The organism is candidate division KSB1 bacterium (assembly GCA_034506395.1).
Taxonomy (GTDB): domain Bacteria; phylum Zhuqueibacterota; class Zhuqueibacteria; order Thermofontimicrobiales; family Thermofontimicrobiaceae; genus Thermofontimicrobium.
Genome location: JAPDPQ010000014.1, coordinates 74,603 through 90,451 on the forward strand (window position 1 = coordinate 74,603; position 15,849 = coordinate 90,451).

The 15,849-nt window shown below is 45.4% G+C and carries 10 protein-coding genes; all 10 read left to right on the forward strand.

All coding sequences use genetic code 11. The features are described from left to right. Positions 1 to 245: 245 nt before the first annotated feature. The 10 genes from panB to bamA all read left to right on the forward strand — a co-directional run bounded on the left by panB (position 246) and on the right by bamA (position 15,718). On the forward strand, positions 246 to 1,046 hold the full coding sequence (gene panB, locus ONB37_10970; protein ID MDZ7400675.1) for a 3-methyl-2-oxobutanoate hydroxymethyltransferase: 801 nt from the start codon (positions 246 to 248) through the stop codon (positions 1,044 to 1,046). Positions 1,047 to 1,308: 262 nt separating this feature from the next. Then, positions 1,309 to 2,175, forward strand: a complete 867-nt coding sequence (panC, locus tag ONB37_10975) for a pantoate--beta-alanine ligase (GenBank protein ID MDZ7400676.1) — start codon at positions 1,309 to 1,311, stop codon at positions 2,173 to 2,175. 178 nt (positions 2,176 to 2,353) lie between these two features. Then, a complete protein-coding gene (locus ONB37_10980) occupies positions 2,354 to 2,866 on the forward strand; it encodes a hypothetical protein (GenBank protein ID MDZ7400677.1) in 513 nt (170 codons plus the stop codon). Positions 2,867 to 2,962: 96 nt separating this feature from the next. Continuing rightward, a complete protein-coding gene (locus ONB37_10985) occupies positions 2,963 to 3,526 on the forward strand; it encodes a LytR C-terminal domain-containing protein (GenBank protein MDZ7400678.1) in 564 nt (187 codons plus the stop codon). Positions 3,527 to 3,564: 38 nt separating this feature from the next. Further along, on the forward strand, positions 3,565 to 4,884 hold the full coding sequence (locus ONB37_10990; GenBank protein ID MDZ7400679.1) for a hypothetical protein: 1,320 nt from the start codon (positions 3,565 to 3,567) through the stop codon (positions 4,882 to 4,884). Between the two features lie 361 nt (positions 4,885 to 5,245). Continuing rightward, positions 5,246 to 6,262 (forward strand): S-methyl-5-thioribose-1-phosphate isomerase, encoded by a 1,017-nt coding sequence (gene mtnA, locus ONB37_10995; protein MDZ7400680.1) that lies wholly within the window; start codon positions 5,246 to 5,248, stop codon positions 6,260 to 6,262. 249 nt (positions 6,263 to 6,511) lie between these two features. After that, positions 6,512 to 7,645, forward strand: a complete 1,134-nt coding sequence (locus tag ONB37_11000) for a tetratricopeptide repeat protein (protein ID MDZ7400681.1) — start codon at positions 6,512 to 6,514, stop codon at positions 7,643 to 7,645. A 357-nt stretch (positions 7,646 to 8,002) separates the two neighbouring features. Further along, the gene (locus tag ONB37_11005; protein ID MDZ7400682.1) at positions 8,003 to 8,806 is read left to right on the forward strand and encodes an isoprenyl transferase; all 804 of its coding nucleotides are present in this window, start codon (positions 8,003 to 8,005) and stop codon (positions 8,804 to 8,806) included. Between the two features lie 341 nt (positions 8,807 to 9,147). Continuing rightward, entirely contained in the window at positions 9,148 to 13,302 is a 4,155-nt protein-coding gene (locus ONB37_11010) for a translocation/assembly module TamB (GenBank protein MDZ7400683.1), read from the forward strand. Positions 13,303 to 13,393: 91 nt separating this feature from the next. Continuing rightward, on the forward strand, positions 13,394 to 15,718 hold the full coding sequence (gene bamA / locus ONB37_11015; protein MDZ7400684.1) for an outer membrane protein assembly factor BamA: 2,325 nt from the start codon (positions 13,394 to 13,396) through the stop codon (positions 15,716 to 15,718). The last annotated feature ends 131 nt before the right edge of the window (positions 15,719 to 15,849 follow it).

Here is a 15,849-nt window from a genome sequence, read left to right on the forward strand (position 1 = left end):
CAGTTAAATTGCACGAGCAATGGCAAAAGAGCGCGAGAAGTGCAATTTTCTCAGAGGCGCTATTTGCGGATTGAATGCTTCAACAGAAGGGGTCTTAAAGCGAGATTGTGCCAAAAGCCATAATTTGCGGCGAAGGGGATGGACGATTTTTTACTCGCGTTTGAAATACAATTGAGCTCCTGCCGAAGCATCGCCTCGAAATTGCATCGCCAGTGGAAGACGAACAAATTACCTGGGAAATATCGATGGAAGCTAAAAAAATGACCGTCCCCATTATCATGGGGATGAAACAGCACGAGAAAATTGCCGCGCTTACGGCTTACGATTATCTCATGGCGCTCTTTCTGGATGATGCGGGCATAGACATCATTCTTGTGGGTGATTCTGGCGCCATGGTGTTTGGTGGCCATGAGACGACCATACCGATTACCATGGATGAGATGATCTACCATACCCGTGCGGCCAGTCGCGGCGTGAAACGGGCGCTGCTGGTGGGCGATATGCCATTTCTTTCCTTTCAAGTGAGCGCAGAGGAAGCGTTGCGAAACGCGGGTCGCTTCATTAAAGAGGGCGGTGCAGAGGCAGTGAAAATGGAAGGTGGGGAGGCTATCGCTGAGACGGTATCTCGGGTGGTCAACGCAGGCATTCCAGTGATGGGACATTTGGGACTTACGCCCCAATCGATCAATCGTTTTGGCGGTTACAAGGTTCAGGCGCGATCTGAAACTGAGGTTCAGCGGCTCATTGCTGATGCACGTGCCTTAGAGCAGGCGGGCGTTTTTGCTATTGTCTTGGAGAAAATTCCAGCTTTAGCCGCAAAACAAGTGACCGAGGCAGTCAAGGTCCCGACCATTGGCATTGGTGCTGGACCCTACTGTGATGGTCAGATCCTGGTTACTCATGATATGCTGGGCTTGTTCGAAAAATTTCGCCCCAAATTTGTCCGAGTATATGCGGAGTTGGGACGGCAGATCCGTGAGGCCTGTGCCCAGTATGCTGAGGATGTGAAATTGGGCAATTTTCCATCGGCCGAGGAAAGCTATTGACTGGCCGATGAATGATGGAGAGATTGTTTTTCCCACGATCAAAAAAATAAAGTCAATAATCAACGGATCAAAACGAAGACTTTAAAGGCGATGCCAAATCAAGGGCGTGGGCGGAAGAGATCTTTTCGTCCAATACATAGCATAGATCGTCAACACTTTTGAAATATTTTGACTCGCAAAATGAATCATTTCAGTTTGAGGGCAATTTTTTTATAGAATGCTAATCCCCTTAACCTCAAACTGTGAAAGCTGGAGGCCGAGCATGAAGATCATCACTGGCATTTCTGAGATGCAAGCGACAGCGGAAACATTAAGAACTTCTGGGAAGCGAATTGGTTTTGTCCCGACCATGGGATTTCTGCACGATGGGCATTTAAGCCTGCTGCATGAAGCGAAGAAACATGCCGATGTTACGGTGATGAGCATTTTTGTGAATCCTACCCAATTTGCCCCGAATGAGGATTTTGAGGATTACCCTCGGGATTTCGAACGCGATGTGGCATTGGCACAATCGGCCGGCTGCGATATTATTTTTTATCCAGATCAAAAAGATATCTATCCCGATCCTTATCTGACCTATGTCACAGTTGAGAAAATCACCACCGTGCTTTGTGGAGCTTCCCGTCCCACCCATTTTAGAGGGGTAACAACCATCGTCGCCAAGCTATTTAATATTGTTAAGCCACATGTGGCAGTATTTGGACAAAAAGATGCTCAGCAAGCTATCGTTATCCAGCGAATGACCAAAGACCTCAATTTCGATGTGCAGATTATTGTTGCGCCGATCGTTCGTGAGCCGGATGGGCTGGCAATGAGCTCTCGAAATACGTATCTTTTGCCCCATCAGCGCCAGCAGGCTGTGGTGCTCTATCGATCCTTGCAACTTGCCCAAAAAATGATCGCTGATGGCGAGCGAAACGCCACTGTTATCCAGCAAGCAATGAGAAAGCTAATCGAACAACAACCAGATGCTCACGTCGATTACATCGAATTGGTGGATACGACCAACCTTCAACCGGTTGAACGCCTAAGTGGGGAAGTTTTGATCGCATTGGCAGTGAAAATTGGCAAACCGCGTTTGATCGACAATATCATCGTGAACATCGATGACGGCCGGAACGAATCATGATTCACTGAAGTTAAACCTAACGCATGAAGACAAGAAAGATTCGCTCAATAATGGAATCGGCCGATAAATCGCTCATCGCATGCGATCGAGAACCGATCAAAAAACCCATTGACTTTTTCAAAATATTTTGCTATTTTCGATTGTCATTTGTATGAAGCGTTTTCAATGGAGGTGGAGCATGAAAGCCAAATTTGGAATCATTTTCATGATGCTCATGCTAATGCCTGGTCTGATTTTTAGTCAATATCGGCGGCAGGAGAAACCAACCCCGATCAGCCAGGAGTTGGTTCGTCCGCAATCAAATCCATTCATGGGATTGAGTTTATTAGATCCTAGTAAGCTCCATATGTCCCATAGTTTTTCGATGTCGTTTTTTAGTATGGATGGAAAAGGCGTCTCCCAAGGGCTCTATTTGAATACGCTGACATACCAAATTGCCAATCCGTTGCTGTTCAGATTGCAATGGGGGATTCAAAGTTATCCCTACAATACGCTGAGCAAAAATCACCCAGCCTTTCAGAGCGGCCTGTTCCTATCTGGGGTAGAATTGCTATACAAGCCGAGTGACAAATTCGAGATGAAATTCCAGATCAACCAAACGCCTTATTACAATCGTTATGGTAGTGGCTGGTATCGTAATCCGTATCGTTCCAATTGGGATCTGGTAGAACCGTCAAATGACAATAATTAAATTGGATGGAGATCATATCAGACGCATGAAAAAATAACCGAAATCTCTTTCGGTTATTTTTTTGTCGATCCGTCTCTAAGGCGATGGAATGCGACAATGGTAGTGAAGCGAGGAAAAAAGATCGAACTGCGCAAACGAAAAGAGACCGAGAAAGAAAAGCAGGCCAAAGATCGGCAGAAAAAGACGAAGGAATTCAAGGAGGCATTGGACCATCTGCGGCTCAATATCACGATTTTGTTGTTGGTAGGGGCAAATTTTTTGTTCTTGATCTCGTTTTTATGTCATTCGCGGGCGCGCGAAGGCGCAGAACAGGCTATTACTCCAAATCGCCTCGAAGAATTGCCAGTCCAAAAATCCACAAATTTGATTAAAGTGGAGGTGCTCAACGGCTGCGGAACACCAGGCCTGGCCAAACAACTTACCGAATATCTGCGGCGCAAGAATGTCGATGTCGTTTATTTCGGCAATTTTGAAAACCAGGAAATCAGCGAAACATTAGTGATCGATCGCCTGGATCATAATTTAAAAAACGCCAAAATTATCGGCGAAATCATTGGCGTTAGCAAGGATCGAATGTTCCCTCAAATCAGCCCACAACGGGAATTGGCTGTCACCATTATCATCGGAAAAAACTACTCTCAATTAAAAGCATTCCAATAACACTACGAAACAAAAGTTACTGGCCAATTGGAGTTTTAATGAAAGGATTATTGCTGGTTTTCTATAATATCTTCATCATCCCCTTACTTCTTATTGGAGCTCATATCGTCAGTTTGTTTCATGCCAAAATTAGAAAAGGCCTGAAGGGCCGCAGGGCAGCTTTGGTTCAACTTAATCGCGATCTCAGTTCGTTTGCCCATCGCCCCAGAGTTCTGATCCATGTCTCTTCGTTCGGCGAGTGGCTCCAGGTGAAACCAGTGTTGCTCAACCTAAAACAGCTTTGTCCCGAAGTGCTAATCGTAGTCAGTTTCTTTTCGCCCTCGGGCTTCGATCATGTTGCCATTGAGCCACCAATTGATGTCAAATGTTATCTTCCGATCGACAGCTATTTTCGGATGAAAAAATTTGTGGAAATGGTGATGCCACGAGTGGCAGCGATCGTTCGGCACGATATTTGGCCTAATTTTTTGTGTCGATTGAAACGCGAAAAAATTCCTGTGGTGCTCATCGATGCTTCGGAGCCCGAACGATCGCGGCTAATGAGCTGGTGCGCTCATCCATTTAATCGTTGGATCTACCCGATGTTCGATCGGGTTCTCGCCATATCCGATTTGGAAGCCAAAAAACTGCGTCGCTGGCTGGATGACCCCCAAAAGATCAATACCACTGGTGATACCAAATACGATCAAGTGTTTCAACGTTCTCAACAATTGGAACGGATTGCTCAGATTTCGCGCCTTCCAGCCTTACAAACTCGTCCCATCTGGGTGGTTGGAAGTAGCTGGCCAGCGGATGAAAGCTATATTATCCCTGCTTTCAAAATATTGCTGCAACAGTTTCGCGATTTAATCCTGATTTTGGTGCCCCATGAACCTGGTCCAGCCAGGCTCGAACAAATCGAGCGCCAGCTTCACTCGGCGAACCTGACTGGGTTACGCCTCTCGCAATTGAACGATCGATCGTTCCATCATCATTGCTTGATTGTGGACCGAGTGGGGCTGTTGGCAACGATTTATTCATTAGGAAAAATCGCTTTTGTAGGCGGAAGCTTTCATTTCAAAATCCATAACGTTTTAGAACCGGCGGTGTTCGGCATCCCGATCCTGTTTGGACCGAAAATGAACAACTCGGCTGAGGCCATCCATTTGTTAGCAAACAATGCAGCGATATTAGTTAAATCCACTGATGAGATCGTAGCCACAATCACGCGGCTAATGACCGAGCCAGAAATTGCCCAAAAGTATGGCGAACGCGCTCGACAGATCGTCCTGCAGAATGTGGGCAGCTCGATTCGGGTTGCCGAAGTGCTGAAAGAATTTTTGGATCATGACCAAATCAGATCGGGTGCGGAGAGCTGAAAGTCGCCAGCCCAAAATGTTTGATTGTGCAAAGGGAATTGGGATTTAGTTGATGAAGATTAACAGGGAATTCAGCGTTCTCAGGGAATAATTTAACCTAATTTTTCAATCGGTTTTCGGTTGGTCCCTTATTCATTTTTAAAAAGAAAAGTATTGTCGTTGTGCATTCAGGAATCGGCTCAAGGTCTTTTTTCCATCAATTGCCCAGGTGATGGTATTGTGACTGGACATATCAGAAGAATCTGGCTTGAAAGCTTGTATCCCAATAAAAAGATAGAAAGACAGCTCTGAGCGCGAAGAAAATAGGCAATCTGCAACGGAATCTTATTTGGAACATTTCAGAAATCATTGAGGGAACCTCATGGAGATCCGCACCATCGAATGGAAGCAGAACTGTGTCAGGATTATTGATCAAACCCGATTGCCGCTCGAGGAAGTCTATCTGGATATTTATGATTATCGAGAATTGGCTCAGGCGATAAAGCAATTGCGCATCCGAGGAGCTCCCGCGATCGGAATCGCTGGGGCATTTGGTGTTTGTCTGGGAGCAATTGAATATGCCTTACTGGATCGTGCTGCGTTCGATCAGCAGATCAATCGAGTGATTGATGATTTGGCGGGGACTCGGCCCACGGCGGTAAATTTGTTTTGGGCGCTGAATCGGATGAGAAAAGCGATCGAATCAAATAGAGACGATCTGCCTGCTCGCTTGATCGAGCGCCTAATTGAGGAGGCTAATCGAATCTTGGAGGAAGATCGGGAGACCTGTCGCCAGATCGGCTTGCATGGCGCAGCGTTGCTGGCCGATGGAGATACGGTGCTCACTCATTGTAATGCTGGAGCATTGGCGACTGGGGGGATCGGGACGGCTCTCGGGGTGATTTATACAGCGGTGGCACAAGGCAAGCGGATCAAAGTTTATGCGGATGAGACGCGGCCCTTATTACAAGGCGCGCGGCTGACGGCGTGGGAACTGAGCCGCTCTGGCATCAATGTCACACTGATCTGCGATAACATGGCCGCCTGGATCATGCAGCAGCACATGATTCAGGCAATTTTGGTAGGAGCAGATCGGATTGCAGCCAATGGCGACGTCGCCAATAAGATCGGTACCTATAACCTGGCGGTGCTGGCAAAACATCATGGCATCCCGTTTTATGTGGTAGCACCTACTTCTACTTTTGATCTTACGTTGAAATCTGGAGCCGAAATCCCCATCGAACAACGGGATGGCGCAGAACTTTCTCAGCCTTTCGGCCAGCGCGTGACGCCGGAAGGAGTGGGGATCTATAACCCAGCGTTCGATGTGACCCCTGGTCATCTAATCAATGCCATTATTTGTGAGCGAGGGATTATCCGTCCGCCTTATCGGCTGTAGGATCGATAAGCTTCGAGGATTTGACAAAATCAGGGGACATTTACCAATTCCCTAAAAGCTGATAATCAAACAGAGGGAGTTAAGCCTAGGCCCTTTCATTGCCTTTAAGATCCAACAATTGGATAACAATTGAATGCTGAGGAATGGGGATCTTAAAAAAAACAAAAAAAGCCTTGACTAAGATAGAAATTTGACTTATATTTCACCAATTTAAAATTCAAATCGTTAACAGCTTAAAGGAGAAGCATAATGAAACGCGTTTATGGAATCTTTGCTTTAATCACCGTTTTAATGTCGGTCTTGATGCTCTTTGGTTGTCGTTCGAAAGAAGTGGAATCAGCGCTAATTTATATCAATCAGCAGAACGACTGGGATAAAGCGATGGAGCAATTGGAGCAGGCTGTCCAAATTAATCCCAACGATTTGGAAGCGCATGTGTACTTGGTGGAGGGATATGGCCGTCGCGGTGAGTATCAAAAAATGAATGAGCACTATGAAGCAGCGATGAAGTTAATGCAAGGCCCCAAGGCCAATCCAAAATTCATCGAAAAAATGGAAAATGATCGAGATCGATTTTGGAGGGAGTCTTTCAATAAGGGCGTCAATAATGTGAAGGCAGAAAATTTGGAAGAATCGGCCAAAAATTTCCAGGATTGTATCGTCATTTTCCCAGAGAGGCCTGAGGCATATCGAAATCTCGGATACGTCAATTTGCAGAAGGGAGATCTCCAAGAGGCGATTAAAAATTATTTAGAAGTGATTCGGATCAATCCGAAAGATACGGAAACCATGGCAGACTTAGGCCGATTGTACATTCGAGCGGAGCAATACGATAAGACGATCGAAATGATGAACAAAATTTTGGAAATCGATTCCTTAAATGTGGATGCAATTGCGCAGAAAGCCATGGCCTATGATTATATGGGCCAATCAGATCAGGCTTTTGCTGCCTACGAGGAGGCATTGAGCAAACGGCCTAATGATACCGATTTGCTATTCAACTTGGGCCGATTATATTTTCTTAAAGATGATTACGAAAAGGCAATCGAATGTTTCAAAAAGGTTGTGGAGATCAATCCGAATGACTTTGAATCAAATTTGAACATCGGAAATGCCTATTTAAGCCTGGCACAAAATGTGCTGAAAGCTGAACGAGAGATGGATCCTCGCCAATTGGAAAAGATCCCAGTTGCGGTAATCAAAGCGAAAAAGGAAAAAGAGACTGAGTACTTTAGAGCTGCCATCCCTTATTTGGAAAAAGCTGTGGAGCTGAAACCGGATGATCCTGTTGTGTGGAACAACCTGGGAGTTGCTTACACCAATGTTGGTATGGTGGAAAAGGGACAGGAAGCGTTTGATCGATCCGAAGCATTGCAAAAATAGCCTGATTTCGAGCTATCGTTCTCTTGACAAATTGCGCACAAACCGATCCAAAAGCTAAAAGCGGCAAACATAATTATAATTAATTGGTGAGTGGTATCGAAATTGAGGATTGACCCTCCGCCGACGGTCTTGCAACGAAGATGCAGCGGGGGGTTTTTTATCAATACAGTAGAAAGCCGCCCAATTTTTAGCGCTTCATGTCAAAAAATACACTTGACATTTAGCTGATTTTATCTTAAATTTTTAATTGTGTTAAACAGAGGTGAAATGTAATTGGCCTTTAGTGAGGAGGAGCGATTGTTGTTCTGGGCGCTCCTTTTTGTTTGATGTGAGAGGTATTAGGAAATGGGTGGAGAAATGAAATTGTTGGTGGATGAAGAGAATGAGCTCAAACAAACGATCTTGAATTTGGGAAATATTCCCGTCCATGTGGCCATCATTATGGATGGCAATGGTCGTTGGGCAAAGGCGAGAAATCTAACTCGGCTAAAAGGACATGAGGAAGGCATTAATTCAGTCCGGGCTGTGGTCGAAGCTTGTGGCGAATTGGGGATTGAAATCCTGACGCTTTATACTTTCTCCCGTGAGAATTGGCGTCGACCTAAATCTGAGATCTCTGGCTTGTGGCGTTTATTGATTCAAACGATCCGAAATGAAGTTCCAGAATTGAAAAAGAACAACGTTCGGCTTCAGGTAATTGGAGTCATGGACGAGCTGCCGCGCGTGGTATGTGAAGGGATCGAGTACGCAGTCAATCAGCTCAAAGATAACACGGGCTTGCTTGTAAATTTGGCTTTGAATTATAGCAGCCGGGATGAAATCACCCGAGCTGTGCGCCAAATTGCTCGAAAAGTCAGCCGGGGCGAGATAAAGCCAGCCGAGATCAATGAGCAGCTCATCAGTGATCACTTGTTTACTGCAAATCTGCCCGATCCCGATCTAGTCATCCGCACCAGCGGCGAGCAACGAATTAGCAATTTCCTGCTTTGGCAAATTGCATATTCAGAGCTCTACATCACAAATGTACTATGGCCCGATTTCAGGAAAAAAGAATTTTATCAGACGATACTATGCTATCAGCAAAGGGAACGACGGTTTGGCATGATCAGCGAGCAAGTTCGCATGGGATTTAAGCCGCAATTGGCGTACGCGAGCTCATAATAGAATGGCGTTTTTGGATTGAGATCATCGTTAAGGTGAGTTGGGTGCATTTTAAAACCAGTGAAAATGAGCAAATTTTCGTCAAATCACAATCAAGGCGAAATTGTGATTGCTTCGGGCTCACGGTAAACTGTTGCATGACGCGAGAGGCAATATCAGCAAAAAAGCTGTGTCCGCCGTGTCACTTCAGGCAAAAGTTTGCAAGACTCATTGAGGAACTTTGATTTTACTCGAAAAGTTTAATCAGTGCAATTATTAATGGTTATTACCTCTTCGGGCGATTCGAAAAATCAGGAATCGCCTTTTTCATATTTACTCTGAATCAGCGATCGAACATCCCTATGCGCGCAAGACGATGGATTCTGGTCATTTCTCTTTTGGTGGCTTTCACCGCGCTGGTCATCTACCATGGCTGGAACTTGTTTAAAATTAATGAGCGGATCAAAAGCTACGTATTAGAGCAGCTGCGGCCGGTGCTCGGGGCTGGAATCCAAATCCAAAAACTGGATATGTCGCTGGGGGCCGTACATTTCAAAGGTGTGACCTTTCAGAATGACGATGTCTTGATTAAAATTCAAGACATCAGAATCGGGTTTAATTTTACACAATTGATCAAAAACAAAATTCGGCTACACCATATTCCTCACGATGTGCTGTTAATTCAGCCAGAGCTTGTTTTCCTGCGCAATCCATTGATGCATCGTTCGCAATTGCCAGCAGATATTTCAGAGGCTTCCGTTAAAACAGGAAATTTTTGGACCGAAATCACAGCAATCGATTTTCTCAAGCGGATCACCCTGTCGCGCGGCAAAATTGGGTACCTCGATTCGTTAACTCATCAGAATCTATTGCTCGCAAAGGATCTCAACGGATGGCTTAGCAGCAGCGATAGTGGATCAATCTCCATTCGTTTCGTCGGCAAACTGTTTCGCTCTGATAACTATAATCTCTTGTTGAATGGAATGTTCAATGTCACTCAGCAATCTTTGGATTGGCTCGATGCGACCATCACGAATTTCGAGTGGAAAGATCGAATCCCCCTGATCGTTCCTGATGTCATTGATATCTCAAGAGGTCGGTTTAATGCTGCATTCGCTTTGCGAAAAAATGTGAACGGGCCCTATCCATTTCATCTTTTAGGGACGGTTTCGCTGACCGATGGGGCGATCCATATCGCCAAACGAGGGCTCTATTTTGATGAGATTCAGCTTCATGCCAATCTAAAGCAGAACGATTTTGTTATCGATCAAGCTGAGTGCCGATTGAACGGATCGAGAGTGGTCATTGAAGGTCAGTTGAAGAATATCTTTGCGCCAATCCTCGATTTCACTTTGAGTGCTGACGAATTTGATTGGCAAGAAAATATGCGGCGTCTGAGCCCAGGCTCCCAAGTGCGTCTACGTGGCAAATCACAATTTGTTCTAAAGATCACTGATCATTTGTCGAACCCCGTAGTGACAGGCCAAATCTGGTCTCAGCAAATAATGCTTCATGATTTCAAGTTCCAAGACGTCAGGGCTAGGTTAATATTCGACGGTACTGGACTTGGGCTCGATGAGCTCACTTTTTATCAGAATGGTTTTACCATTTATGGACACGGCCGACTCTTTTTATCTGATTCGATTTCCAAGATAGCTCTCTCGCTCTCTGGAGATGGTTCATTTCCGATCCTTTTCCCATCTTTGTCCAACAATCACAGCAAGTTTACAATTCAAGCCAGTGGTGACTTTTCAGAATTGTCTGGTAAGCTTATGAGCCAGTTACAACTGGCTAAAGAATCACCTGATCCAATTCATATCAGCGGCAATTTTAAGTTGGCACAAAAGAGTTTAGTATATGACTTGCGATGTCTTGAATTTCCTTGTCGGGTTGATGGGATGGTTGCTTTTGATGGTCAACATCCCAATATCCAGATCCAGTTGAACGATGTTCATCGTTTGATTTACCATCTGCCGGAATTGAGGTGGGTCCAGAAAATCCTAAATTATAAAAATAGCAGTGTGCAAATTCAAAAGGAACGATCAGGTTGGAAGATAAATGGTAATTTCATCTGGCCAGAGATTTCGCATCGGGTTGCCATGTTGAATTGTCGGATCAACCCAAACATTGGGCAATTGCAAGCTCTTGCTGACTTTGATGTGGAGAGCAATGGAGAGCGATTTCATGGTCAGTTGGATGCGTTCAAAACTCGGGAAAAATGGCAGATTCGTTCTCTGGGGATTGATGATTTGTTTGAGGCCAATATCCAGATCCACTTAACTGGTCCAAAGCAGATCGCTGGCAAATTGCATTTCCTTGATTTTTCCCTGAGCAGATTTGCTAGATTGATTAGCCGCGAAGGGTATCGGGTTAATAGCGGTCGGGTTCAGGGCGATATCTCTATTGCTGGTCAAGTCGACAATATCGAGCTGGGTGGCAAAATCGATTTTAATGAGATTCGGGTGAATGAGATCGGTTCCTACCACGGTATTTGTGCATTTCAACTGGTCGATCGGGTGTTAAAATTGGTGAATTTTGTGATTCACCGAGACGGAACAGAAATTTTCCACAGTCATGGAGAATACTCCTTCGCAACGAATCAATTGGATTTCGATTGCATTGCAGACCACATTGACCTGAACACGATGACTACGATTTTATTCAATGAATCTGGGATCATTGGAGGAAAAGGACGCTTTCAAATCAAACTAAAAGGCGATGGACATCGTCCTAACTGGTGGGGGACAATCGATGTGAAAGATGGTAAGCTTGGTCCGTTTGGGTTTAACACGGCTCAGTTCGAGTTAGCACCATCGGATTCTGTCATAGTGCAAAAAATGCCATTTAATGGAATAATGTTTAAAAAAATCTATATTGCTCGTGTCGGTGAATTTGAGCTTACTGGGAATGGTCATATTCCATTTCCTGGGTCAATCCCGATGGATATTAACCTTGAGGGGCGGGGGAATATTTTGGCCTTGTTGCCAGATTTAACGTCGTTCTTTAAAAAGACAGCCAGTGACAGCCGCTGGAGCTTGACCATTAGTGGTCGTCCCAACAATATCACGATTTCGCGGGCGAAACTCGATCTAACGCAAGGATATCTGCGATTGGGCGACGTTGCTCCAGAGATCAACAATATCGTCGCTAACCTGGAATTGGAACAGGACGGGTTTTTAAATGTTAAATCTATAACCGGAAAAATTAAAGGCAGAGAGTTTTCTATCCGAAACATGCGAGTGGATTCGCTACGCTTCGAAGAATCGATGACGCCCTTCACCATTCCTGAGCTCGGTTTGAGCTTTGGTGTTTTTGCCATCAAAACTTCCGCTAAGGGGATTCCGCTGCATATTCCAGCGTTGATGGAAAAAGGCGAGGTTGGTCAATTCGTGCTCAGTGGTAAAACAGATCATCAGCCGTTTTTGATCGCTGGCCCGTTGGAGCGACCTTTGGTGCAGGGCAAAATCATTCTGAATAATGTCAATTTCACCTTTCCATTTTTGGTGAGTGAAGCTGAAGACACCAGCCGGGTCGATCCTGTGGTCGAGGTACTGACCCAAATCAATTGGAATGTGAGGGCCCTGGTTGGCAAAGATGCGCATTATCAACGCCAGATCCCCAGCGGCGTCGATCGCGTCTATGTCGACCTCATTCTCGACGCTGGCGTCGGTGGGTTGGATTTCAAGGGAGTTATTAAAGATAGGACCTTTGGGGTGACAGGAAGCGTAGAATCGTCGCGCGGGAATATTGAATATCTGGACTTGGATTTCGAAGTAGTCAAAGCTGGCGCCGAGTTCGATATGGATGTATCGGCTAAAGGAGAAGTAGAGTTCGATAAAAGTTCTTTGTTGCCGATCGTGTACGGTGAAGGCCGGACCACAGTCACAGATTCGACTGGCTATCCGTATTATATCTATCTGACATTATTAACCGTTGATAAAGAGACCGGGCAGACGTTAAAGCGGGGCCGATTGGGCGAGGTCGTGTTTCAACTGTCGGCTGATAACCCGAATCTGGGTCACTCCGAAGGGGAACTCTTGGCTTCGTTGGGGTATTCCCTCTCCAATATGCCGAAGGTTGCCACCGATATCATCGGTATCAGTGCGGACAACCTGATCTTTCGGCCATTATTTCGGCCCTTCGAACGGCAGTTGGAGCGAGCGCTCGGTCTTGACATCGTCCGCTTCAGCTCGCGATTGACGCGGAATCTGATCGAAATGAATCTCAATAATGAACAGAACTGGCTTTACGATTCCAGATTGTTTTTGCTCCGGAGCACCAAGTTGATTCTGGGCAAATATCTGGCACAGCGACTTTTTTTGCTCTACACTGGTCAATTGGAAGCTGGAATGCATTATCGCTACGAGCAGGAAGGCCTGGGACTGCATCACACGCTTGGATTAGAGTATCGCATTAATCCAAATCTTCTTTTGGAAATGCAATATGACTACAATAGCCTGTTGCTGTGGCAGAAAGAGGATAAACGGATCATGCTCCGGCATTCGTTCCCATTTTAGGAACTCATAAAATTACTCTATGCAATTTTTTTCTTTACAAAGTTAGAAAATTTTCGTATTTTCCCTGTTGCATTTTTTCGGAGGTAACAAAATGAATCTGCGACATGTCATCCGAGTTCGGATCGAGCAGATAATTGCAATTGGTTTGCTGTTAATGGCGATCCCTTGTATCGTAGATGGTCAATATTCTACGGTCAAATTATTAGGGGTAACCATCGAAGGTCTGAAAACCGCTGATCCAGCAATCATTCAAATTAACTCGGGCTTGACCCAGGGCAAAGAAATTACAGCCGATGATATCCAAACCGCCATAAAGAACTTATGGAGCTTAAACCTGTTTTCAGATGTCGAAATCTACCAAGATAAAGAACTGCCAGGTGGTATTTACGTAACGATTCGAGTGAAAGAATATCCGCGATTGGAAAAGTATGAGTTAGTTGGCAATAAAAAGCTCAAAAAAGAGGATATTGATAAAGAATTGTCGTTCTATCGGGGGCAGGTTGTTTCGCCTTATCAAATCAATAAGGCGCGGAAAAAATTGAAGAAGCTCTATGCAGATAAAGGGTATCTCCTGGCTGAAATTACCGCTGAAACCTATGAGGCTGAAAAGGACGGCAAAACGATCTTGACCTTCAATATCAAAGAAGGGGAGAAGGTCCAGATCAAGAAGATCAATTTCGCGGGAAATGAAAATATCTCCAGCAGCAAATTGCGCAAGCAAATGAAGAAGACCAAGGAAGATCGTTGGTGGCGGGGCGCCGATTTCAATCGCAAGGAGTACGAAAAAGACCTAATGAAAGTGGTCGAATATTATCAGAATCACGGTTTTCGGGATGCTGAAATCTTGAGCGATTCCGTCTATTATGATGAAAATCGAAAGGACCTGTACATCGATATCGTGGTTCGTGAAGGAGAGCGGTATTATATTGGTGATATCAGTTTCGTTGGTAATAAAATTTATGGTAGCGAACTGCTGCAATCGCAACTGGGGTTCGCAAAAGGGGATGCTTACAGTCGAGAGAAGATTCAGAAAGCGATAATGGAACGCTTAGGGACGCTCTATTACGATAATGGGTATATCTACTCCCGCATCGATCCGCGCGAGACACCAGTAGCCCGGGATACGGTCGATATTCAATTCAATATCACCGAAGGGCAGCCGGTGAAGATTAACCTCATCCATATCGCTGGCAATACTAAGACCAAGGAAAAAGTGGTGCGCCGTGAGTTGCGCATTAATCCAGGCGATATTTTCAGTAAGGCCGCCCTGGAACGAAGCCAGCGGGATGTCTGGGTTTTGAACTATTTCTCCGATGTGAAAATCGATTACTGGCCGGTCAGTGATGATCAGATCGATCTGAAGTTCACCGTTGAAGAAAAATCTACCGACCTGGCCAATATGTCCGCGGGCTGGAGCGAGCGCGATAAAATCATTGGCAACATTGGGGTGGCGATGAATAACTTGTTTGGTAACGGTCAACAGCTCAGCTTTGATTGGAACTTTGGCCGTTATTATCGTTCGTTTCAGATCGGTTTCACCGAGCCCTGGTTGATGGATACTCCAACGCTGGCTGGATTTACGATCTACGACACCAAACGGGATGCTCAGTACATTGGATACAGCCAACGCAGCAGCGGGGGGCAGATCCGATTGGGCCGACGGCTTCGTTGGCCAGACAATTATTTCCGAGGAGATATTATCTATCGGATCGATCGCACCGAGCTGGGCGATTTTTCGCCTTACGTAATCGCGGCAAACCCCAACAATATCGTGGGGCAGGAGTGGCCATTGACGTCCAGCAGCATCACGCAAATTATCAGCCGCAATAGCCTCAACCGGCCGGAATTCCCGACTGATGGATCTGAGGTCTCATTTTCGGCTGAGTTCGCCGGCGGCTTTCTAGGGGGAAATGTCGGGTACCATAAATATACTTTTGCTGCAAGCTGGTTCACCCCAGCGATCTGGAAGTTGGTGCTATATAATCATGCAATGGCTGGCTATCTGGATGGCTGGACCAAAACCTCGAAGATCCCGTATCTCGAATATTTCTTTTTAGGTGGTGAAGGCATGACTCGATCGACGCCTTTGCGCGGCTATGATGATCCGTTGGCTGGCTATGCCACTTCCCCTGGCGGTAAAGTGATGCTCAAATATACTACGGAACTACGCTTCCCGATCATCCCCAATCCTACCATGTTCGGATTGATCTTTGCCGAAGCGGGAAATAGCTGGGTCAATATTTCGGATACTGACCCATTCGATTTGAGGCGTTCGGTAGGCATCGGGGCTCGGCTGTTTATGCCCATGATCGGGATCATCGGTTTTGATTATGCTTATGGCTTCGACAATTATGATGTCAATGGCCGGCGATATGGGAAATGGAAGCCACATTTTGTGTTTGGAAGAAGCTTTTAACAAATGAAATTGATCATCGCTGTTTCAGTGAACCAGCCATTGAGAGTGATCAAGGGGCAGCGGGATAAAAAGAACGAAAAATGTCAAATGATAGATCAGAATCAATTAACCATTTTTGAACAGTTATGGAG

Excerpts from the sequence above, each read along its gene's own strand:
- panB (MDZ7400675.1), top strand. The coding sequence starts at position 246 with ATGGAAGCTAAAAAAATGACCGTCCCCATTATCATGGGGATGAAACAG.
- panC (MDZ7400676.1), top strand. The coding sequence starts at position 1,309 with ATGAAGATCATCACTGGCATTTCTGAGATGCAAGCGACAGCGGAAACA.
- ONB37_10980 (MDZ7400677.1), top strand. The coding sequence starts at position 2,354 with ATGAAAGCCAAATTTGGAATCATTTTCATGATGCTCATGCTAATGCCT.
- ONB37_10985 (MDZ7400678.1), top strand. The coding sequence starts at position 2,963 with ATGGTAGTGAAGCGAGGAAAAAAGATCGAACTGCGCAAACGAAAAGAG.
- ONB37_10990 (MDZ7400679.1), top strand. The coding sequence starts at position 3,565 with ATGAAAGGATTATTGCTGGTTTTCTATAATATCTTCATCATCCCCTTA.
- mtnA (MDZ7400680.1), top strand. The coding sequence starts at position 5,246 with ATGGAGATCCGCACCATCGAATGGAAGCAGAACTGTGTCAGGATTATT.
- ONB37_11000 (MDZ7400681.1), top strand. The coding sequence starts at position 6,512 with ATGAAACGCGTTTATGGAATCTTTGCTTTAATCACCGTTTTAATGTCG.
- ONB37_11005 (MDZ7400682.1), top strand. The coding sequence starts at position 8,003 with ATGAAATTGTTGGTGGATGAAGAGAATGAGCTCAAACAAACGATCTTG.
- ONB37_11010 (MDZ7400683.1), top strand. The coding sequence starts at position 9,148 with ATGCGCGCAAGACGATGGATTCTGGTCATTTCTCTTTTGGTGGCTTTC.
- bamA (MDZ7400684.1), top strand. The coding sequence starts at position 13,394 with ATGAATCTGCGACATGTCATCCGAGTTCGGATCGAGCAGATAATTGCA.